Here is a 20979-nt window from a genome sequence, read left to right as displayed (position 1 = left end):
GCGAACTAATAGATTGCGTAGAGCACATAAACCAATCCCATGAGGAACGGATAAAGTATGAACCGGAAAACGCCGATGTAGATGAGGAACATCAGGATAAGGAACCCAAACTGCTCGAGGAAATCGAAGATCGGCTGAGTGCTTTCCGGCAGAAACGTCGAGAGGATCTTGCTGCCGTCGAGCGGCGGAAAGGGCAGCAGATTGAACACGAAGAGCGAGAGATTGAGCAACATCAGGTTGCTGACAAACATCGCCAGCGGATTTGTCGCCCCGCCGAAGAGGTCATTTGGCGTGAATCCGTAGATGAAGAGGACCTTCGCCAGAACGATGCCGATTATGAGCAAGATCAGGTTCGCTAGAACGCCGGCGACCGAGACCATAACGTTCGCGAGCTTGTAGTTCGTCCAGTTGCTTGGGTTTACCGGCGTCGGTTTGCCCCATCCGATGAGCGGAATCGAGCCCAAAGCCCCGCCCATCGTTCCCAAAATGAACGCGACGACCGGGATCAGAAGCGTGCCGATCGGGTCGGTGTGGGCGACCGGGTTTAGCGTGACGCGGCCGAGCATAAAGGCCGTGTCGTCGCCAAATTTGTGCGACATCCAGGCATGGCCCGCCTCATGGGCCGAGACCGCAAGAAGCAGCACGACCATGAAAACAATGAGGTGGCTCGCCAGTACGGCCAAATCGATATCGCCCATTTAAACTCCTATAGATCTTCGGTTTACAACTCTTAAGTACCGATAAAAGTAACGCCCTATGCGTTGTTTTTATTGTTCGATTGTGCCATTCTTTTACGACAAAATAAAACAAACAAGGGGTTTACGTAATGCTTAATAAACTTTTGTTCGGCGGTGAGAGCGGTTTGTCGTGGCACGCGAATGCGGGGCTTGCGTTGCTGCGGATCTTTTCGGGTGTCGCGATGGCGTTTGCCCACGGGCTCGGCAAATTGCCTCCGGCCGAGGGACTTATCGGCCGCACGGCGGAGATGGGCTTCCCGATGCCGGCATTCTTTGCCTGGGCGGCGGCTCTATCGGAGTTCGTCGGCGGCATTTTTCTCGCACTCGGGCTTCTGACGCGATTATCGAGCTTCTTTATCGCGGTGACGATGCTTGTTGCACTCATCGGCGTTCACGGGGCAGATCCCTTCAACGTCCAGGAGAAGGCGTTCCTTTTCCTCTTTATTTCGATCGCCTTCATGTTGAAGGGCTCGGGCGATTGGAGCGTCGATAGCTTCCTCCGGAAGTAGTGAAAACGGCTTTTATGAAAAAGCACATAGTTTGCATAGCAAGCGAGCATAAGGGGAACGAGTTTCTCGAGGAGTGCCAGAACGCCGACTGGTTCGTGACTCTTGTGACCCGCAAGAAGCTGCTCGATGAACCCTGGGCATGGACCGCTCTCAATGACGTCAAGACGGTCGAGGATAACGCGAGCGTCGAGGACTATGTTCGCGCCGTAACGAACATCGCGGGAATGCGGCACATTGACCGCGTCGTCGGGCTTGATGAGTTCGATGTCGTAACCGCGGCCCGTGCCCGGGAGCATCTCCAGCTTGGCGGCATGACCTATTCGCACGCCGTCCGTTTTCGCGATAAATACGCCATGCGTAACATCGCGAGCGAGGCCGGAATCGCCTGCCCCGATTATATTTGCCCTGTGAATCCGGACGAGATAAATGCCTTTCTCGATCGCGTCCCTGCACCGTGGATCGTGAAGCCGCGACATGAGGTTTCGGCATTTGGCATTAGAAAATGCGAGACGAAAGAGCAGGTTTGGGAAGTGCTCAATGACCTCGACGACCGAAATAATTGGCGTGACCATCCGTCGCAGTTCCTTATCGAAAAGTTTATCGAGGGCGATGTCTTTCACGTTGATGCGGTCGTCCATAATGGAAAGGTCGTCGCGGCGGGCGTGAGCCGCTACGGCCGTCCGCCGTTTTCTGTTTCGCACTACGGCGGCGTGTTTACGACATCCATTGTCGAATATGGTTCAAAGGAGCGGAAAGAACTTGAGAAGCTAAACGCCAAACTCCTGAAAGAGTTTAAGTATGAAGAGGGCGTAACACACGGCGAGTTCCTACGGAGCAACGAGGACGGCGAGTACTATTTGCTTGAGGTCGCGTGCCGCGTCGGCGGCGCCTATATCGCGAACGTGCTCGATAGTGCATGCGGGTTCAATCTGTGGCGCGAATGGGCAAAGCTCTCGATCGCGGATAAAGATCATCCCTACGAAAAACCAAAGGTCCGCAAGGAATATGCCGGCGTCGCCCTTGCCCTTTCAAAAGACGATGAACCAGACACCTCGCACTACACCGACCCCGAGATCGTTTATCGTATAAAAAAGCCAAAGCACGTCGGGCTCATCTTTCACTCACCCGACCGCTCGCGCATCAACGAACTGCTCGAAGAATACACAAAGCGGATCGGCGATGACTTCCTAGCGGTCGCCCCGGCGAAGGAACGGTACGACGATTAGCGCTGGCGAAGCACAATCTTAGAGGGCGGCTGCGGCCGCTCTTTTCTTTTCGCGGGTGAATCGCTATCCTCTGTATTTTTATGACGCCGCGAGTTTCTACCGAAGTTCATTCCCCGGATCTGCTCGATCACGGGCTAGAGCCGTATTTTCAAGAGCTGCTGAAGTTCGAATCGACCGCGGAACTTGAGGCCTCGGCTCTGCACGACGAGATCCGCGAAGAGGCAGAGCGGATACTGAACGGGATGTTTCATGAGGAGCTTGCAACTGAGCCCGAGGGCGGCGATGCCTCGGAAGTAATCCGCACCATCGCGTGGAACATCGAACGCGGTTGCGTTTTTGAAGGCATTCTTGAGTCGCTCAAGGCTCACGCCGACCTGCGGGACAAGGATGTGCTTTTGCTGACGGAGCTTGATCATGGCATGGCCCGGAGCGGGAATCGGTTTGTTGCCCAAGAGATCGCCCGTGAGCTCGGGATGAACTACGCCTTCGCACCGGTCTATATCGCGTTGCAAAAAGGCAGCGGGGTTGAGGCGTTGGCGGAGGGCGAGAATACGAAGTCGATCCACGGCCTCGCGATGTTCTCGAAGTGGCCGATGCGAAATATCCACGCCGTGCCGATCCCGAATGGCAAAGACAAGATGTGGGGCAAGGAAAAGCGGCTTGGCTGGCTCCGGGCGTTGATCGCCGATATCGAGCATCCGGCGGGCACTTTCCGGGCCGTGACCGTGCATCTTGATTCGCACTGCTCGCGTGCCCATCGGCGGCTGCAGATGCAGATCATCCTTGATCATCTCGAAACGCTGGCTCCGCTCCCAACCATAATCGGCGGCGATTGGAACACGACGACGTTCAACTCGCAGAGCTCCCGACGGGCGATAATGGGCTATTGGCGTCGCGTTTTTATGGGGCCGAAGAACGTGGCGAAAAATCACTTACCGCATCCCGAAAGATATTTCGAGCGGCCACTTTTCAAGATGCTCGAGCGCCGCGGTTACGATTTCCGCAACCTCAATGAACTCGGAGCCGGAACGCTGCACTATCACGTCGAGAGCATCGAAAAGAACACGAACCTTCGGGACTGGGTGCCGGAGTGGTGTTTCCCTTTCATCTTCTGGGCGGCAAACCGCGTCGGCGGGAGCGTCTCTGGACGGTTGGATTGGTTTGCCGGTAAAGGAATCGAGCCTGCACATGAAGCGGCGGTCAAAACGATCGGCGAACTCCGCGATGCGAACGGGACGCCGCTTTCAGACCACGACGCCATCGGCTTGGACTTTCGCATTTCGGGCGCTTAGACTCTGACTAACGGAGAACATAATGGAAGTTTCATTTTCACAAACACTTAGTTTCGACGCGGCGACCTTTGAATACGAGGCGGTCGCCCACGAGAACGGCAACGCGACAACGATCAAATTCCCGGTCGACGAAAAAAAGGTAAGCCCCGGCGACGCGGTCGTCGTCGTTTCCGGCGAAGAGATCCACTTTCACGGGATGATCTCATCGATCGCAGACGGGTTCGCCTACGTTTCCGACCCGAAAGGCTCGCTGCTACCGGCCGGGGCCGTAAATTGATAAATTAGTTGATAGTTTATAAATGATAGTTGATAATTTGCGATCAGAAGTGGTCGGGTATATCGGCTGTTTTTCGATTTGATGGAGCCTGCCGCAGTCCGGTTCGAAGGCTTGTTTAGGCCCAATGAAGATGAGATCGGAAGGTCTTTCATTTTTCATCTTTCATTTATCATTTTGATTTCGGGGATGTAGCTCAGCTGGGAGAGCGCGGCGTTCGCAATGCCGAGGTCAGGGGTTCGATCCCCCTCATCTCCACCAAGTTTAATGAAGCGTGGCTTACATTGGGCCACGCTTTTTGTATTCTCGGACGTGTGCGGGGAGCTCGATGCCTTCTGCAAGCTTTGCATCGGGCAGCGGTTCGCCGGCAAACGTTTCAAGCGGGACGACTCCGGCCCAGACGTTCATTTCGTAGTCTTCTTCATCATCTTTGGGATCGCCGGTGCGTATCTTTGCCGAGGCTTCTTCGATCGGGAGCCGGAGGACCGACGTCGCTTTCATTTCGAGTTCATTTGGCCAGCGGATCTCGGGCCAGCGGCCGGGGATGATGTGCTCGGTGAAAGCCTCGAGAGCCGCATATTTTTCGTCGGCGTCGGTGACAAGTTCGGCCCGACCGAGCACTACGACCGAGCGGTAATTGATCGAATGATGAAACGCCGACCGGGCAAGCACCAGCCCATCGACATGCGTCACCGTAACGCAGACATCGGCTCCGGCCGCAAGATTTCGCAGCATCCGGCTGGCCGATGACCCGTGGATGTAAAGATCATCGCCGATGCGGGCGTACCCGGTCGGGATCACATACGGCTGGCCTTGGGCGACAAAACCGACATGGCAGATAAACCCCGCGTCGAGGATCGAATAGATCGTCTCGCGATCATAAGCCCCACGAGCCGGAAGCCGCTTGACCTTGGTGCGGTCCGTTTTTGTTTCTTTCGTCATCCGTTAACTAGACGTAGTCCACAGGCATTCGCGGACTCGCAATAGCGTACTGGCGTTATTTACAGCTCATCCAGTCGTCGCCGGCGCCGATCTCGGCGATGAGCGGGGCGTCGAGAATCGCGGCGGCTTCCATTTCGCGTTTGATGATGGCGGAGGCCTGCTCGACCTCGCCCTTCGGAGCTTCGAAGAGAAGTTCGTCGTGGACCTGCATTATCATCTTCGTCTCGAGCCCGGCGTCGCGGAGAGCTTTGGCGACGTTGATCATCGCTATCTTGACGATGTCGCTCGCCGTGCCTTGGATCGGCATATTGATCGCCTCGCGTTCGGCCCGCGAACGGACGGCGAAGTTGCGGTCCTTGATGCCGGGGAAGTAGCGGCGGCGGCCAAAAAGTGACGTGACGTAGCCCTTCTCGCGGGCCTCCTCAGGGATCCGATCCATGTATTCGCGAATGCCCTTATAGGTCGCGAAGTAGTCGTCGATGACCTTCCGCGCTTCCTGTTTTGAGATGCCGACACGCTGCGAAAGCCCAAACGCCTCGACCGCATAGGCGATGCCGAAATTGACTATCTTCGCCAGCCGACGCTTTTCCTTCAGGTCCTTTTCATCTGTCGCTCCAAAGACGAGCCGGGCCGTTTTTGCGTGGATGTCCTCGTTGTTCTGATATGCCTCAAGCATCACCGGGTCTTTGGTGATGTGGGCCAGAATGCGGAGCTCGAGCTGCGAGTAATCGGCCGAAATGAGCTTGTTGCCCGCTTCGGGGATGAACGCCCTGCGGATCTGCTGGCCCATCTCGGTGCGGACCGGAATGTTCTGCAGGTTCGGCTCGGTCGAGCTAAGCCGGCCCGTCGCGGCCACGGTCTGGTTGAGCACGCCGTGGATGCGGCCATCGCTGCCGACCATCTTCGGGAGCGAATCGGCATAGGTCGCCTTGAGCTTGTCCATCTCGCGATAGTCGATGATGAGTTGGGCGATCTCGTGGTCAACGGCAAGCTCGGCGAGCACATCCTTGCTGGTCGAGATCTGGCCGGTCGCGGTCTTTTTCCCGGTAGCGATGTTGAGGTCCTGGAAGATCTCGCCGACCTGCTTTGGCGAGCCGATGTTGAACTCGCGGCCGGCGATCTTAAAAACCCGCGCGGAGAGCGTTTCGAGTTCCTTTGAGATCCTTTCGGAGAAATCGTGCAAGGCTTCGGAATCGATCTTCATCCCGGCCGTTTCGATATCGGCCAGGATCGCTTCGAGCGGCACCTCGATCTCGTCGTAGATGCGGGTCAGCTTGTCCTCGGCGATCTTTTTTCGAAACTGCGGCACGAGCTGATAGACAAAATCGGCCCGCTCGGCGGCGGCAAAGCCCGAGGCCGTAAAACCGTCCGGCGTTTCGATCGCCGGGTAGGCGTTGAGATGGTTTTGTGCGAGGAACGCAAGAGTAAAATTTGACCGACCTGAGTCGAGCAGATAAGCGGCGATCATCGGGTCTTCCTTCACCTCACGAGGCTCGATGCCGAGCGAGCGAAGAACGCCGAGGTTGCGTTTGTAATCATGGCACGCCTTCGTCATGTAGGGATTGGCGAAGGTGTCGCCAAGCATCCGCACGACATACTCGCTCCCGCCCTCAAACTCTTGCAGATCAACAAAATACGAGACGCCGGGCGCATATGAAACAGCAATACCGAGCGGAGCGACCTTATCAAATGCGCTGTGCCGGTCGCCGCCGTTCGAATCATCAACATCGAACGCCCATGTTTCCTTTTCCCAGAGCGTGCGGATCAGCTTATCAAGCTCCTCGCGGGTTTTGACCGCCTCATACTTTCGCTCGATCCGTTCGGATGCGTCCTCGCCGCCGTGCATGTCAAAAAGCGTGGCCGCGTCGGAGAATTCCTTCGTCAGCGTGTTGAACTCGAGCTCCCGAAATAGCTCATATGCCTTCTGGCGGTCGGGCTCGCGGAAGCGGAGTTGGTCAAGATCGAGCTCGACCGGCACTTCGCAATGGACGGTTGCAAGCTCCAGCGACTGGCGAATGATGTCCTGATTATTTTGCAGGCTTTCGCGATAGGTTTTGTGCGTTACCTTGTCGGCATTTTCCATCGCTCCGATGGCCGAGCCGTACTCCAACACGAGCTTGCGCGCTCCTTTTTCGCCAATGCCGGGAGCGCCGGGAATGTTGTCGATCGAATCGCCCATCAGCCCGAGCAGGTCGATGATCATTGAGGGCGGCACGCCGAACTTTGCCTCGACCCAAGCCTCATCGCACCACTCGATCGGCGGCACGGGCACCTTGCGCTTTAGATTGGTCGAATTTTGTCGCATGGCAATGACATACGGATCCTGCACAAGCTGGCAAAGATCTTTATCGTTGGAGACGATGACCGCCTGCAGCTTCTTTTCGGCCGCCTTTTTGGCGAGCGTCCCGATAATGTCGTCAGCCTCGAAGCCGTCGTATTTCAAGATCGGCAGGTTAAATGCTTCGCAAACGCGGACGATGAACGGAAGCTGGGCCGCGAGGTCCTCGGGCATTTCCTCGCGGTTGGCCTTGTATGCCTCGTAAGAATCGTGGCGAAACGTCGGTGCCGCCGTGTCAAAAACCGCCGCGATGTAGTCGGGCTTTTCGTCATTGATCAGCTTGCGGAGCATGTTCGTAAAGACGAAAACGGCTTGCGTCACCTGACCTTTGCTGTTGCGGAGCGGCTCCTGCCGGGCCCCCATCGGGGCAAAGTAGGCCCGAAAGATGTGTGACATCGAATCGATCAGAAATACGCGCTTCATTTCGGTGTAGTGTAGCCGATTGTCGCCGCCGAGCGAAGCATCGCGGCCATCGAGTCTCTCGCGAACTGTTTCTGCAAATATCGAGCGGCCGGATAGCAAAGATAGGTAAGGAAATGCCCGGGCCGCGAGAATGCGAGAAGGCTGTAATGGACGTCGCCGTTCTCCGGGCTTCGCTCAACGAGGAACAGTTCCTCGCCCGATTCGCCATGATCTTCGAGTGTGCCGTAGGCAAATCCGAACTGCTCAGAACTATCGAGAACATAGACGATACGAGCCGCGTTCAAACTATAGATGCCGAAGTGAGAAACGACGACCGCGACATCGCGGCCCTTCTCGATCGGCGTATCGCCCGGATACGCTCTCGCCCAGCCAATGTCAAACATCGTCCATTCGCGGATCGCCGCCTTCGCCTTCTCCCAAACCTCTTCGCCCGAGCCCAAAAGAATTCGATTTCGGTCAACGATGTAGCCAGCCGGGATCTCGCCCTGCGTCGCACCGATATCCTCATAAGAAAAGCCGGTCCGGCCTGTTGAGTCGAGGAACGCTCGTATCGTGTCATTATCCGGCTCGAAGATGGTAAACATACTTTTCGTCAACGAACCTAATTCCACGCTATTTTTTAACACATTGCTGCCGGTCGATGCCCAGCAGTGTTTCATTTTTCGTCGAGGCCGTGCGTTTCTGAAACAGATGAAACAGATGAATCGCCTGAAACGTCTGGAACGTCTGGAACGTCTGGAACGCGGCCGGGCAGCTCCTCCACCGCCAAGGGCTTTCGTCTTCGGTTTTTGGTTTTGGGTCGTGGGTATTCGCATCGTCGCATTCTGACTACTGACTAATGACTACTGGCGACTGATCATGGATCATCGTTCTTGCTTTCCGGCTTACAGCTAACGGCTTACAGCTTACAGCTTACAGCTTACAGCTCAGTGCTCACCACCTTCTGCGGGCTCCGCGTTGGTAAAACCCCGCAATAACTGCTAACCATTTTCTTAAGCCGACACAATGCACCAATGGAAGAAATGGATGAAACGGGAGGTTTGGAAGGTTGCGAAGTTGCGAAGTTCGGGGTGCGGGCTTCAGCCGGCCTGTCATCGATGTTGAAGAAGGTGGCATCGGGCTTGGACATTCTTCACCATGGAAGAAGAAAAGGAGAAAACCGGAAGTTTGTCGGTGCCGTCTGTGGGTTTCGTCTGTGAATTCTGTGGTCTTAGAGAAAACCACTACCACAGAATGCGCAGACGGAAGCCGCACAGAGTATGAGTTTCGGAGTTTGGACTTCCTTAGTGGGAATATTGCCTTGGTAGTTAAGCCCTTGCTGACGCGCGAGCTTCCGCAACCGGATTCCAGATATCATAATTCACATTCATCATTCATCATTCATCATTCATCATTCCAATCGACACCCTACCTACGGGTCGGGTTTCCGCCTGTGTGGTCAGCGATCAGGTGAAAACGGCATCGGATGAACCGCCCTTACTTACGTGCCGGCCTCAAAATGTTTTACCACCCCGTCCGCGGAAGCGGCGACCACCCCTCCAGCGGAGGGGAGTTTCCCAACAAATTCCCTCCATCCCGAACACGGTCCCCTATTCACGATTTACGATTTACGATTCACGACCACAGGTTTGACAAGGAAAATCGCGGATTGGTATCCTTCTCATTCGCTCTTTTTGGGGCGAAAATCGTGTCCGGTTCGTCTAGGGGTCTAGGACACCGCCCTTTCACGGCGGCAACACGGGTTCAAATCCCGTACCGGATACCATCTTTATTTAGAGTTTCGACATCATAATGGTTTGATTCCGAGTTCGCTTGCACAACAAGCGAACTTTTTATTTTATACTTAAGTGTTATGCGAAAGCGGTTCTTATTAAGTTTTGCGGTGGTCCTGGTGGCCGCGGCCGGTGCGTTTGGCCAACAGCGGGTTACTGATTCGGTGATGGTCATGCCGTTTGAGAATGTTTCGAACAAGGCGGAGTTCAATTGGATCGGCGAGAGCTTTGCGCTTTCGCTTTCCGAGCTTCTGCAGGTTCCGGGGCTTGCGGTCGTTTCAAACAGCGAGCGGAAGATGATCCAGCAGCGGCTTCGCGTGCCGCTGGCGAGCATCCCGAGCCTTGCAACATCGCTCCGGCTCGCCCGCGAGAGCAATGCGACGCTGCTCGTTTCCGGCAAGTACACGATCATTCCGGCACAGGACGACCTGGCCGCGACGATCAACGTTACCGCTCGCGTCATCCGCGTCAATGAAGGCCGCTTTCTGAGCGAAGACCTGCCGGACGGCCGGCGGATCACCCGCGACATCGCGCTCAATGATGCCCTCGGGAACCTGCAAACGATGCAGGGACAGATCGCTTATCAGGTGCTGTATCAGCGGGACAAGGCGTTGCCATTCTCGCAAAATCAGATGATCGAGACGGCGACGAAGGTCCCGGCTCGGGCGTTTGAGGCATACATCAAGGGTTTGCTTACGCAAGACCCGATGTTTCGCGAGAACTTTTTCAAGAACGCGCTTAGGCTCCATGCCGATTCCGGCGCGGCGGGCGAATTTACCGAGGCGGCGCTCGAACTCGGGCATCTTCATTATGGCCAAAGGAAGTTCGGCGAGGCGATCGACGCCTTCCAGCGGGTGGTCAATACCGAACAGGCCTGCACCGAACGGGCTCGTGGCGAGAACCGGCCGGCGAACTGCAACGATGAGGCTTATGCCGAGGCGTCGTTTTACATGGGCGTTATCCGCTGGCAGCAGTCGGATTTCGACCAGGCACTCGCCGTGCTGCGGCCGCTATCGGAGGAACTTAAGATCACGAGCCTTTACAACATGCTCGGGGCGATCGCGGTTCAGGCTTCGCAGGCGGAGAAGCGTGATGAGGCTCGGCAGGCGGCACTACTCGCCGAGGGCGTCGCGTTTCTTGAAAAGGCACATGCAAATGCCGACGACGACCTGGCGATCAAGTTCAATCTTTCGTTCGCTCATTTCCTCAATGGCACTTACACCTCGGCAGCGGAATATCTGAAGGAGCTCGTCGCGGCGGCGCCGAAGGACGGCGAGGCATTTTACATACTTGCCAAGACACTCGGCGAGCTAAAGGACGAAACTGCGGCAGATGTCGATAACCTGGCCCGAACGCATCTGGCAGCCGGGAACCGATACGCAACGCTTGAACGCGATTGGGCGCGGGCGAAGGCCATCACGGATATGAAGCTCCGCGTAGTGCAGCCGCAGAGAAAAGATTTTGTCTCCGTCGTGCTAAGCCAGCGGGAAGCGACGCCGGTCGCTCGGCCCATCAGCAGCACGGAGACACTGCTTGCACAGGCGAAGAAGGAATATCAGGCCGGCGAGGACGACAAGGCGATGGAGACGATTCGCCGCGTTCTGGTCAGCGAGCCGATGAGCGCCGAGAGCTATTTGATACTCGGCAAGATACACCTTCGTCGCGGCGACCGCGACCAGGCGACGAGCGCAATGAAGACCGCTCTTTTCTGGGACAACCGTTTGCTTGATGCCCACGTAGCTCTCGGCCGCATTTATCTTGAACGCGGCGACTGCCAGCAGGCTCGAACCTTTGCCGCATCGGCCGCTGTGATCGACGGAGAGAACTCGGAGGTCAGTTCTCTACAGAGGCTTGCCGAGCGATGTTCCAAATAGTGCAAGCGATACGCACGAGAATGGAGCGGCAAGATCGCAGGGGTTGATCGTTTTGAACGATGTGTGAAGTCTCTAAGTCATGACAGTGCAGACGTTTACGGGAATTATTTAATATTGAAAGAACGAATTTGGGTCAAGGTGCAGGTTGTGGCACGCGGCGTGCATTAGAGAATAGCGGCCAGCTTGATCAAGGGATCAGGACCCCGCCGCCATCACTTCTCCGAGCGCGGTTTGCCACTGTGCTTGATAACCTTCCGAGCGTTCCTTCAGTTGTCCTTCCTTTATGAGCCCGGCCGAAAAGCCGGGCTCACCCTCTTTTAAATCACCGTAAACACAATAAAAATAAAGGTTTTCTGCGAATGTGCTGGAAACCTGCAGGTATTCATTGTGTTCGCGGGCACTTGTGCGCGGTTTGACGGAAAGCATTTCAATTTGAACGATGCCGATCGCGTCTCAAACGCCGGTTGACGAAAATTGTCACGCGGGCTCTGACAAATTTTGGATTTGTGACGAAGGGCGTCGTGTCAGTTTGAACGAAGTGAATCACGGTGAAATCCATCGATATTCCAGCAGAAAAGTTTAGCGGGCGAGGGAAGTTTGCTAAACTCGGCTGAGTGCTAAAGTGGTTCAAAGCCTTTATCCCGGATGTCCGGAGCTTGCTGCTCGCGGCAACGGGCGGCGTCTTGCTTGTGCTCGCGTTTCCTGATTTCGAGCTCTGGTATCTCGCTTGGGTCGCTCTGGTTCCGCTGCTCGCGGCGATAGATCGAGAAAAGGGATCTTCGCGGCGGGCGTTTACGGTCGGATGGACATTCGGGCTCGTCTTCTTTTTCGGGACTTGCTGGTGGCTGACTTTTGCCCCGATAACCTACGCCGGATTCCCGCCAATCGTTGCTTACTTTTTGCTGCTGATCGTTTGCATGATCGTCGGGGTATTTCCGGGGATCTTTGCGGCGATAATGGCGTTCTTGCTTCGCCGGTTCGGATCGGTCGCAATGCTCGCGGCTCCGTTCGTTTGGGTCTTCACCGAGTTCCTTCGCTACTGGCTAACGGGGAACAACTGGAACGCGATCGGGTATTCGCAGGCGTTCAGTGGGTTCGGACTTAAGTTTGCCCAGATTGGTGGAGTACTTATAACCTCGGGTGCTGTGCTGATCGGATCATCGTTCATCGCTTTTGTTCTTTCGGGCCGTCGGCAATATATGAACGACCCGAAGAAGGCTCCGATCTTCATAGTCGTTCTCTATGGATTGATTGGGCCGCTCGTGTTCATTGATTCGCGTGCTGCAGATCAAGCGTGGGAGGTTCCCGAGGTCGATGTTCGGCTTCCAATAGTCGCATCGATCTTTCTTCCGTTGATCTTGTTGACGATCTTGTCAATGATCTTTGCTTCGGTCTATGAATTTGGCTCTCTAAGCTCGGAACCGTCAGATGTCTCCGCGAGGGTCGTTGCGATCCAGCCGAATGTTCCGATGTCCGGGCTGACGTATGAAAAGTGGCAAGATTTGCGGGAGCGGCATGTGCGGATGGCGGAGGCGGAACTCGGCAAACTGACAACTGACAACCAAGAACTGACAACTGTTATCTTCCCCGAATCGCCGATGAACTTTATGTACGAATCGGACCGCGAGACGCGGGAGTTCATCGATGGTTTTGCCCGGCGGAATAACGTTTCGGTGCTATTCAATTCGGCCGAGCCAAACCATGCGGACGGGAAATTCTTTAACTCGGCGGTGCTGGTCGGGCCGAAGGGCGGCGAGGTGGCCCAGTATGACAAGATCTATCTGGTGCCGTTCGGCGAGTTCGTGCCGGAGCCGCTCGCGTCGGTTGTGCCGGCATTTGTCGGGAGCTTTTCTCAGGGGCAGGATTATGAGCTATTGCCGATCGGAACCGGGAAGGCGGGCGTGATGATCTGCTTCGAGTCGCACTTTGGCCAGCTCGGGCGCGAGTACGTCCGCGGCGGCGCGGATGTGCTGATCGAGATGACCAACGACGGCTATCTCGGGCCGACACCCATTTTGCGGCAGCATCTGGCAAACGCGGTCTTCCGGGCGGTGGAAACGAACCGGCCGCTGCTCCGGGTAACCAATGTCGGCATTACGGCCTATATAACCGAACGCGGCGAGGTCCGCGACCCGGCACCGGTTTACCAGGAAGACACGCGGGTCTGGACCTTTGCAACTTCCGACGGCTCGCAGACGTTCTATGTGAAATACGGCGACTGGTTCGCATGGCTTTGCGCGGTGGTGACCTTAGCACTACTTGCGTTTGGGGCGTTCCGAAAGAGGGCCAATGCGGAAGCCGCGGCGTCGTAGAAATACATTCAACGGTCGAGGTTGGTCAAGATGAAAATGGAACGGCTGATTCCGATGCTGCCGGTGGCGAATATCGCACGTAGTGTCGAATTTTATGGGAAGCTCGGGTTCGAGGTTGAGAACCGCAATGACGAATGGCGGTGGGCGATGCTGAGGTTCGGCGATTGCCGGCTGATGATCGACCAATCGATCAACCCGCATCCGGGAATGCCGCGGACCGGTGTGCTCTATCTTTATCCGAGCGACATCGTAGGCTATCATGCTCAGGTACGTTCGAATGGGATCGACATCCCGGACCTCGAAACGACCTTTTACGGCCTGACCGAGTTCCGGCTCGACGACCCGGACGGAAACCGGCTCTGGATCGGGCAAAATACAGGCTCAGAGGCCGGCTAAATCGAACGACGCAAACAAAATGGAATTACAGGAACTCAGAACAAAATACGACGAAATAAAAGAGAAGGTCCTCCAACTCGGGAGGTTTCTTTGACGCACCCGCCAAGCAGAGAGAACTAGCAGAACTTGAGGACAGGATCTCGGAACCGGGCTTTTGGGATGACCAAGCCGGTGCGCAGCGGTTTGTGCAGCAGCGGAGCCGGGTTGAGAAAGCTCTCGGCCAGCAGAAAGATTTTGAGACCGGCATTTCGGACGCCGAGGTACTTTTCGAATTTGCAGAGACCGATGAAGCCTCGGCCGGCGAGCTTGCCACGCTGATCGAAAAGCTCGACCGCGACGTAACGACCGCGGAGACGGAAAGCCTGCTCTCGGGCGAGACGGACGCAAACAACGCCATCTGCTCGATCCAGGCCGGAGCCGGCGGAACGGACGCACAGGACTTTGCCCAGATGCTGCTGAGGATGTATATCCGCTGGGCGGAGCGGCGCGGGTTTAAGGTCGATTTGATCGATGAACAGACGGGAAGCGAGGCCGGGATAAAGTCGGCGACATTCCGGGTCGAGGGCGATTATGCCTATGGGTTGTTATCGGCCGAGGCCGGCGTTCACCGGCTGGTTCGCATATCGCCGTTCAATTCGGGTGGAAGCCGCGAGACCTCGTTCGCTTCGATGTTCGTTTCGCCGGAGATCGACGAGAATATCGAGGTCAACATCGATGATAAGGACCTCCGAGTTGATACCTATCGGTCATCCGGAGCGGGCGGGCAGCACGTTAACGTGACCGACAGCGCCGTCAGGATAACTCATATGCCCTCCGGAATTGTGGTAACCTGCCAGAATCAGCGGTCGCAGCTGCAAAACCGAATGGTCGCGATGCAGGTGCTGAGGTCTAAGCTATACGAACTCGAGCTCGATCGACGCCGCTCGGATGCCGCCGAACTCGAGGCAACAAAGATGGACATCTCGTTTGGGTCGCAGATCCGCAACTACGTCCTGCATCCGTACCGGCTTGTGAAGGACACGCGGACAAAGCTCGAGGAAACTGATGTCGAAGCTGTGCTCGGCGGCGAGATCGACCCTTTCATTAAGGAATTCCTGATGTTCAAAAAGGGGATCAAGGGCCCCGCACCGGCTTAGCGAACGCGATCGGCAAATGAAGATCTGCCCGAAATGCAAGAAGGAATATACCGACGACGAGATGAACTATTGTCTCGCCGACGGCTCGACGCTGATCAAAAAGCGAGGGGCGAAGCCGCAGGAGCGTTCGCGGCTTAATGAGGTCGTTGCCGTCGGCTTGGTCGCGTTGGCGGTTCTCGTTTTTCTTAGCCTTGTGACCGGAAGTCCGGACGACCGTTCGATCATCTCCACCGGCCACGGCCAGGGGCGGGCAACACAAAACTGGATCGGCGTTGTCGGAGCCAATCTCTCAGCAATTCTGATAAGCGCCGTCGGGCTTACCGCATATTTTCTTCCTCCGCTGCTGGCTTTCATTGCCTGGCGGGTATTCCGCTCGGTGGGCCTGCGGCCGACGGTCGCACGCGGGGTTGGCTATGCGTTGATCGTGCTCGCGGTCTCGGGGCTCGGCTATATGATCGAGCCGAGCTACGGCGGCGTTCTCGGCGGCGCTTTCCCGTTCCTCGCGGCAAAGATGATCGGGACGACTGGGACGCTTATCGTTCTCATCGCCATGCTGACGGCGTCGGTGCTGCTCATTTCAAATTTCTCATTCGAATGGCTGCTTGCGACATTCGATCTGCCGATCCAAAATCTCAAAACGCGAGTACGCGAGTGGTTCGAGCGAAGGAGCTTGGTACGCCGTCAGCGGCACGACGCGGCGCTCGAGCGGGCCCAACGCCGACGCGAGCTTCGCGAACAACCTTCATCAGTAGAACCGCCGACGGTCCCGATTCCCGATACCTTGATCGGCGATCCCGTTCCCGCAACGATCCTCGAAAAACCGGCAAAGAAGACGCGGGCGATGAAGACCGAGGAACGCATCGAGGCCGCCGCAGCCGCTGACGAGTCGGAGCAGAAGCCCGCCGAAGAAGCCGAGCCGAAGCCGCCGGAAGAAAAGAAGGTGGTCGGGAAGGAGGGCTACACGCTGCCGAGTTCGGAATTGCTAAATCCGGCACCGCCCCGGATCGCCCACAACGATGCTCGGCTTCGCGACCTCGCGGTAATGATCGGCGAGAAATCACGTGAGTTTAATGTTGCTGGATCGGTCAGCCGATACTCGCCGGGGCCGGTCGTTACAACATTTCAGTTCAAGCCGGATGCGGGCGTCAAATACTCGCGGATTACCGGCCTCGCAGACGACCTTTGCCTGGCACTTGAGGCCGAGTCGATCCGCATCGACCGTATTCCGGGCACCGCCCACGTCGGCATCGAAGTGCCGAACCATGACCGCGAAACGATCTTTCTCCGTGACGTCATAGAATCGCCGCAGTTCAAGAGATCACAATCGCCGCTTACCATCGCGCTCGGCAAGACCATCTCCGGCGAGAACTACGTAACCGACCTCGCAAAGATGCCCCACTTGCTGATCGCCGGTGCGACCGGTGCGGGAAAATCGGTCGGCGTAAACTCGCTGATCGTCTCAATGCTCTACAAGGCGACGCCCGAGGACGTGAAGTTCATAATGGTTGACCCGAAGCGGCTTGAGCTCGGGCTCTATGCGGATATTCCGCACCTCCGCGTGCCGATCATCACCGAGCCGAAAGAGGCCGCGAACGCGCTCCACTGGGCGGTCCGCGAAATGGAGAACCGCTACAAGCGGTTGGCCGGATATGCCGTTCGCAACATCGAGGGCTACAACGCCGAGGCCAAAAGGCGGAACGCGGCGAAGCAGTTTGACGACGAAGGCAATCCGCACGAGACGCTGCCGTATTTCGTCATCATTATCGACGAACTTGCCGACCTGATGATGGTCGCCGGCAAGCAGGTCGAGACGTATATTACGCGGCTGGCACAGATGGCTCGGGCGGTCGGGATTCACCTAGTGCTGGCGACGCAGCGGCCTTCGGTAGATGTCATCACCGGACTGATCAAAGCAAACTTTCCGGCACGGATCTCGTTCCGCGTTTCTTCAAAGGTAGATAGCCGGACGATCATCGATGGCAACGGTGCCGAGTCGCTCCTCGGCCGCGGCGATATGCTCTTCCTGCCGCCGGCGACGTCGCAGGTGATCCGCGTCCACGGTGCCTATGTTGACGAGAAAGAGATCGCTCGGATCGTAGAACATGTGAAGACCTACGGCGAGCCCGAGTATGACCCGACCGTGACAAAGAGCGAAGAAGAAATGGCGGCCGAGGCGGGCGAGCACCCCTCGACCAACGACCCGCTTTTCTGGGATGCTCTGAAAGTCGTTGTGAATGCAAAGCGCGGGTCAACGTCGCTGCTGCAACGACACTTGAAGATCGGCTACGGCCGCGCGGCGGGGATACTTGATGCGATGGTCGCACGGGGCTACGTCGGAGAAATGGACGGTGCCGCACGTGCCCGCCCCGTCCTGCCAAAAGCATTCGAAGAGCTTTCCGAGATGATGGAAATGAAAGAGGGATTGTGACGCTTCTCTGCTCTCTCTGCGGAATTCTCAGCGAGCTCTGCGTTGAAGAGAGCAAAACGCAGAGAGCACGGAGATATTCGCCGAGATCGGAGAGATGAGTGCGGCCCGTCATTCTTGAGCTTTCGGGTTTTTATTGGGCGTTGAACCTTTTCCACACAATCTGTGGAAAAGCGGCGGATTTCGCCGATGTTAAATCGTTCAAGTCTTTGTAACATCGCGACTTTTAGCATTTTGCACATTGTTTCAGCACGCCGGAGAATGTCGTTTTCAGGATCGAAAAGCGGACGTTATAGAACCACAGTGAAGACCGCATTACTGCTTATCGCGGTGCTCGCAGCGGGTTGTTCAAAAGGCCTCGAAAACACAGAAACTGCATATAAACTCGAGCCCGCACCGGCCGCTCCCTCGCACGAAACCATTAACATCAACACGGCAGGAATCGATGAGCTCCGCCGAATTCCGAACATCGGCGAAGGGCTTGCGATGGAGATCATCCGCCACCGGAACGAGCACGGCCCCTTTCGGCGGCCGGAGAGCCTGATGCTTGTTCGCGGCATCGGCGACAAGCGTTTCCGCGAGATACGGCACCTGATCAGAATTGACTAACCGAGAGCCCACACCCACGCGAAGCTTTACCCGACATCCGCTCCTCTGGCTTGCGGCCGCGTTCGCATTTGGGGCGGCGGTGGGCGGTAATTTTACCGCGATAGGGCCGCTATATTTTGCGGCGGCGAGCGTCCTGCTGGCTGTTCTTGCTTTCGCGTTTCGTGAGCGCGCGATCGCAACCGCTCTTCTTCTCGCGGCATTTTTTTCGGCAGGAGCATTTGGATACATCTACGAGGCGGCGTCAATTTCGCCGGTGCGGGTAAAGGCGATCTATGACCTCGGCATCGTGCCACAAGCCGACCCGGTCGCCATCCGCGGGCGGCTTGTCCGGGCAGTCGAGGTCGGGCCCTCGACGGCGGTGCTTCGAATTGCAGCGACCGAGATCACCCACCGCGGCGAGGCAATGGCGACCGAGGGCGATGTTCGGGCGTTCGTTCCGGTCGATTCCGACGAGGCTCGCGGCGACCTCGAACGGCTCGGGCTCCGGCAGGGCGACAAGGTGATCATCGAATGCGGTCTCGATCGCGACGAAAGGTACCTTAATCCCGGGGTGGCTCGGCGGCCGGAACTGCTCGACCGGCAGGGGATCGACGCGGCGTGCATGCTCAAGAGCCCGCTGCTGATCGAGCGCGTTGCCAGAGGCGGCGGGATCGCGGCATCGGTGCTTGCGGCACGCGGTGCGGCGATCGAACGTACGGCAGAGCTTTTCAGCCCGCGGACAGCCGGCATTCTCGCCGCGGCGATGTTCGGCGACCGCTACTACCTCGACCGCGAAACCGCTGAGACCTTCCGCGAGGGTGGGACGTTTCACGTGCTCGTCATTTCCGGCCTGCATATCACTTTCATCGCCGGGCTTCTGCTTTATTTCACGAGCCGGTTCGTCCGATCGCGGGTGCGGCAGGCGGCGATCGTTCTGCCGGCGATCTGGATCTTTTCCTTCGCCGTCGGGATGGAAAAGCCGGTCACGCGGGCGGCACTGATGTTCAGCTTTATCCTCATTGGGCGGGCGATCGGGCAGGCGGGCTCGATGCTAAATGCCGCCGGTGCCTGTTCGCTCGTGTTGCTCGCCTGGCGGCCGAGCGATGTCTTCGACCCCTCGCTGCTACTGACCTTTGCCAGCGTTTTCGGGATAATCGCGACCGCCGTTCCGCTGATCGAGAAGCTGAGGGCGATCGGCGGCTGGCGGCCAACGCGGGAAGCTCCGTTTCCGCCGGCGGTGCCCGGCACGGTGCGACGCTTCTGCGAAGCACTTTACTGGAGCGAGGCGGGTTGGCGGATCGAAAGCGGGCGGAACGTCTGGCGGACATTGCTCTTTAAGCGGCCGCTCGTGGCGGGAGGTGTATGGGAGCGAATACGCCCATCGGTGCGTTTCGTTTTCGAGGCGGTCGTAGTTTCGGCCTCGGTGCAGCTTTGGCTGCTGCCGCTGATGGCAGTCTATTTTCACCGGATACCGATTGCCGGAATCGTGCTGAACATCTGGACCGGCGGACTGGTCGCGGCGATGGGGATACTTGCCGTGCCGGCACTTTTGCTTGGAAGCATCGCCGACGTGCTTGCCATGCCATTCGTTGCGGCAGCCGAGGCGGCTTCGACAGCGGCGGCGTGGGGCTCACAGGCGGTGCTCGGCCTTGGGCTAGGCGGGATGCGGATGCCTGTATATTCCGGAGCGGGCGTTGCGATCTATTTCCTTTATCTTGCCCCGGTCGTCGCACTGGCCGTGATGCTTTTCCGTTGGGATCCGTTTCGAATAAAGCCCGGTCCGATGATTCATAAGACTACGAAGCGAGGGCTCGCGGCGGCCGCTGCTGCACTGACGCTTTTGCTCGGGTCGATCATCGTTTTCACACCGCTCTCCGCTCCGCGGCCGAATGGCAAGCTGCGGGTCGATCTGCTCGACGTAGGGCAAGGCGATGCGGCCCTCATTACATTTCCGAACGGCGAAACGATGCTGATAGATGCCGGCGGGCAGGTCGATTACCGAACCGATGCGGAGGGCGACGAGGACTTTGAGCCGGACAGGGCACGGATCGGCGAGATGGTGGTTTCGGAGTTTCTTTGGGAACGCGGGCTTTCGCACATCGACCACATTGTCGCCTCGCACGCGGACAGCGACCACCTGCAAGGGTTGATCGATGTGGCAAGAAATTTCTCCGTTGGCCGGGCGTATTTTGCTGCGGCTCAGGGCGTGACCGAGGAATCGCAGATGCTTTACGCGATCCTTGCCGAACGCGGCGTTGCGGCCGAGCGGTTAACGGCCGGCGAAGCGATGACGGTCGGCGGAGTTCGGGTCGATGTGCTCTATCCGGCCGCGACTGCTTCGCCGAGTCTGGCGGAAAACGACCGATCTTTGGTGCTGATGCTGACCTTCGGCGAGCGGCGGTTCCTTTTCACCGGCGACATCGAGGCCGAAGCCGAGCGGCTCTTGATCGAAAGCGGAGCCGAACTCGAGGCAGATGTGGTGAAGGTTCCGCACCACGGCAGCCGGACCTCCTCGACAGAGGCGTTCGTCCGGGCAGTGCGGCCGCGGTTTGCGGTGATACCCGTGGGCCGGCGTTCGCGGTTCCGGCATCCCGACCCGCAGGTCGTCGAACGCTGGCACGCGGCCGGAGCCGAAACGCTTACCACCGGAAGCCGCGGAACTATCACCTTCGAAACAGACGGGCAGGGAATCGAAGTCTCCGCTTTCGTGAAATAAAAATGCCCGCGGCCGTGTT

The 20979-nt window shown here is 57.4% G+C and carries 17 protein-coding genes and 2 tRNA genes; 14 read left to right on the top strand and 5 right to left on the bottom strand.

Annotation, left to right across the window (positions count from 1 at the left end):
- Positions 1-5: 5 nt before the first annotated feature.
- Complete coding sequence (locus tag IPM21_02040) at positions 6-698, bottom strand: site-2 protease family protein (GenBank protein MBK9162696.1); 693 nt, start codon at positions 696-698, stop codon at positions 6-8.
- A gap of 128 nt (positions 699-826) precedes the next feature.
- On the opposite strand from IPM21_02040, the gene IPM21_02035 reads away from it, so the two are divergent.
- The 5 genes from IPM21_02035 (at position 827) to IPM21_02015 (ending at position 4299) form a co-directional block, all read left to right on the top strand.
- Positions 827-1246 (top strand): DoxX family protein, encoded by a 420-nt coding sequence (locus IPM21_02035; protein MBK9162695.1) that lies wholly within the window; start codon positions 827-829, stop codon positions 1244-1246.
- A gap of 14 nt (positions 1247-1260) precedes the next feature.
- A complete protein-coding gene (locus tag IPM21_02030; GenBank protein MBK9162694.1) occupies positions 1261-2472 on the top strand; it encodes an ATP-grasp domain-containing protein in 1212 nt (403 codons plus the stop codon).
- A gap of 80 nt (positions 2473-2552) precedes the next feature.
- The gene (locus IPM21_02025; GenBank protein MBK9162693.1) at positions 2553-3764 is read left to right on the top strand and encodes an endonuclease/exonuclease/phosphatase family protein; all 1212 of its coding nucleotides are present in this window, start codon (positions 2553-2555) and stop codon (positions 3762-3764) included.
- A gap of 22 nt (positions 3765-3786) precedes the next feature.
- Entirely contained in the window at positions 3787-4041 is a 255-nt protein-coding gene (locus IPM21_02020; GenBank protein MBK9162692.1) for a hypothetical protein, read from the top strand.
- A gap of 182 nt (positions 4042-4223) precedes the next feature.
- Positions 4224-4299 (top strand) — tRNA-Ala (locus IPM21_02015).
- Positions 4300-4317: 18 nt separating this feature from the next.
- On the opposite strand, the gene IPM21_02010 is transcribed toward IPM21_02015, so the two are convergent.
- From IPM21_02010 to IPM21_02000, 3 genes are read right to left on the bottom strand one after another with little or no spacing between them, the layout of a single operon-like run.
- Entirely contained in the window at positions 4318-4980 is a 663-nt protein-coding gene (locus IPM21_02010; GenBank protein MBK9162691.1) for a pyridoxamine 5'-phosphate oxidase family protein, read from the bottom strand.
- 55 nt (positions 4981-5035) lie between these two features.
- Positions 5036-7741, bottom strand: coding sequence for a DNA polymerase I (gene polA, locus IPM21_02005; GenBank protein MBK9162690.1), 2706 nt, complete (start codon positions 7739-7741; stop codon positions 5036-5038).
- On the bottom strand, positions 7738-8325 hold the full coding sequence (locus IPM21_02000; GenBank protein ID MBK9162689.1) for a DUF1990 domain-containing protein: 588 nt from the start codon (positions 8323-8325) through the stop codon (positions 7738-7740). The genes polA and IPM21_02000 overlap by 4 nt, the downstream gene beginning before the upstream one ends.
- Before the next feature lie 429 nt (positions 8326-8754).
- On the opposite strand from IPM21_02000, the gene IPM21_01995 reads away from it, so the two are divergent.
- The 3 genes from IPM21_01995 to IPM21_01985 all read left to right on the top strand — a co-directional run bounded on the left by IPM21_01995 (position 8755) and on the right by IPM21_01985 (position 11387).
- A complete protein-coding gene (locus tag IPM21_01995; GenBank protein MBK9162688.1) occupies positions 8755-8940 on the top strand; it encodes a hypothetical protein in 186 nt (61 codons plus the stop codon).
- 490 nt (positions 8941-9430) lie between these two features.
- Positions 9431-9506: transfer RNA gene (locus IPM21_01990), tRNA-Glu, on the top strand.
- 87 nt (positions 9507-9593) lie between these two features.
- Complete coding sequence (locus tag IPM21_01985) at positions 9594-11387, top strand: tetratricopeptide repeat protein (GenBank protein MBK9162687.1); 1794 nt, start codon at positions 9594-9596, stop codon at positions 11385-11387.
- Between the two features lie 195 nt (positions 11388-11582).
- Here the strand turns inward: IPM21_01985 and IPM21_01980 are convergent, their stop codons facing one another.
- Positions 11583-11813 (bottom strand): hypothetical protein, encoded by a 231-nt coding sequence (locus tag IPM21_01980; protein ID MBK9162686.1) that lies wholly within the window; start codon positions 11811-11813, stop codon positions 11583-11585.
- A 188-nt stretch (positions 11814-12001) separates the two neighbouring features.
- Between IPM21_01980 and lnt the strand changes: the two genes are divergently transcribed.
- From lnt to IPM21_01950, 6 genes are all read left to right on the top strand, one after another.
- The gene (gene lnt, locus IPM21_01975) at positions 12002-13699 is read left to right on the top strand and encodes an apolipoprotein N-acyltransferase (protein ID MBK9162685.1); all 1698 of its coding nucleotides are present in this window, start codon (positions 12002-12004) and stop codon (positions 13697-13699) included.
- Between the two features lie 36 nt (positions 13700-13735).
- On the top strand, positions 13736-14095 hold the full coding sequence (locus IPM21_01970; GenBank protein ID MBK9162684.1) for a VOC family protein: 360 nt from the start codon (positions 13736-13738) through the stop codon (positions 14093-14095).
- Between the two features lie 19 nt (positions 14096-14114).
- Positions 14115-15231, top strand: a protein-coding gene (gene prfB, locus IPM21_01965; GenBank protein MBK9162683.1) for a peptide chain release factor 2 whose coding sequence is annotated in 2 segments (ribosomal slippage) — positions 14115-14174 and positions 14176-15231 — 1116 coding nt in all. Because the reading frame shifts where the segments join, the coding sequence is not laid out codon by codon here.
- 511 nt (positions 15232-15742) lie between these two features.
- Positions 15743-17659 (top strand): DNA translocase FtsK, encoded by a 1917-nt coding sequence (locus IPM21_01960; GenBank protein MBK9162682.1) that lies wholly within the window; start codon positions 15743-15745, stop codon positions 17657-17659.
- Between the two features lie 300 nt (positions 17660-17959).
- On the top strand, positions 17960-18265 hold the full coding sequence (locus IPM21_01955) for a helix-hairpin-helix domain-containing protein (GenBank protein MBK9162681.1): 306 nt from the start codon (positions 17960-17962) through the stop codon (positions 18263-18265).
- Positions 18258-20960, top strand: a complete 2703-nt coding sequence (locus tag IPM21_01950; GenBank protein MBK9162680.1) for a ComEC/Rec2 family competence protein — start codon at positions 18258-18260, stop codon at positions 20958-20960. Before IPM21_01955 ends, IPM21_01950 begins: the two co-directional genes overlap by 8 nt.
- Positions 20961-20979 lie beyond the last annotated feature (19 nt).

This window comes from Acidobacteriota bacterium, assembly GCA_016716435.1.
Classification (GTDB): domain Bacteria; phylum Acidobacteriota; class Blastocatellia; order Pyrinomonadales; family Pyrinomonadaceae; genus OLB17.
The sequence above is the reverse complement of the archived record's forward strand: the minus strand, read 5'-3'. Positions and strand labels throughout refer to the sequence as shown.

What these genes read in the sequence shown, in the direction of transcription:
- IPM21_02040 (MBK9162696.1), bottom strand. Translation starts at nt 698, where the DNA reads ATGGGCGATATCGATTTGGCCGTACTGGCGAGCCACCTCATTGTTTTC.
- IPM21_02035 (MBK9162695.1), top strand. Translation starts at nt 827, where the DNA reads ATGCTTAATAAACTTTTGTTCGGCGGTGAGAGCGGTTTGTCGTGGCAC.
- IPM21_02030 (MBK9162694.1), top strand. Translation starts at nt 1,261, where the DNA reads ATGAAAAAGCACATAGTTTGCATAGCAAGCGAGCATAAGGGGAACGAG.
- IPM21_02025 (MBK9162693.1), top strand. Translation starts at nt 2,553, where the DNA reads ATGACGCCGCGAGTTTCTACCGAAGTTCATTCCCCGGATCTGCTCGAT.
- IPM21_02020 (MBK9162692.1), top strand. Translation starts at nt 3,787, where the DNA reads ATGGAAGTTTCATTTTCACAAACACTTAGTTTCGACGCGGCGACCTTT.
- IPM21_02010 (MBK9162691.1), bottom strand. Translation starts at nt 4,980, where the DNA reads ATGACGAAAGAAACAAAAACGGACCGCACCAAGGTCAAGCGGCTTCCG.
- polA (MBK9162690.1), bottom strand. Translation starts at nt 7,741, where the DNA reads ATGAAGCGCGTATTTCTGATCGATTCGATGTCACACATCTTTCGGGCC.
- IPM21_02000 (MBK9162689.1), bottom strand. Translation starts at nt 8,325, where the DNA reads ATGTTTACCATCTTCGAGCCGGATAATGACACGATACGAGCGTTCCTC.
- IPM21_01995 (MBK9162688.1), top strand. Translation starts at nt 8,755, where the DNA reads ATGGAAGAAATGGATGAAACGGGAGGTTTGGAAGGTTGCGAAGTTGCG.
- IPM21_01985 (MBK9162687.1), top strand. Translation starts at nt 9,594, where the DNA reads ATGCGAAAGCGGTTCTTATTAAGTTTTGCGGTGGTCCTGGTGGCCGCG.
- IPM21_01980 (MBK9162686.1), bottom strand. Translation starts at nt 11,813, where the DNA reads ATGCTTTCCGTCAAACCGCGCACAAGTGCCCGCGAACACAATGAATAC.
- IPM21_01970 (MBK9162684.1), top strand. Translation starts at nt 13,736, where the DNA reads ATGGAACGGCTGATTCCGATGCTGCCGGTGGCGAATATCGCACGTAGT.
- IPM21_01960 (MBK9162682.1), top strand. Translation starts at nt 15,743, where the DNA reads ATGATCGGGACGACTGGGACGCTTATCGTTCTCATCGCCATGCTGACG.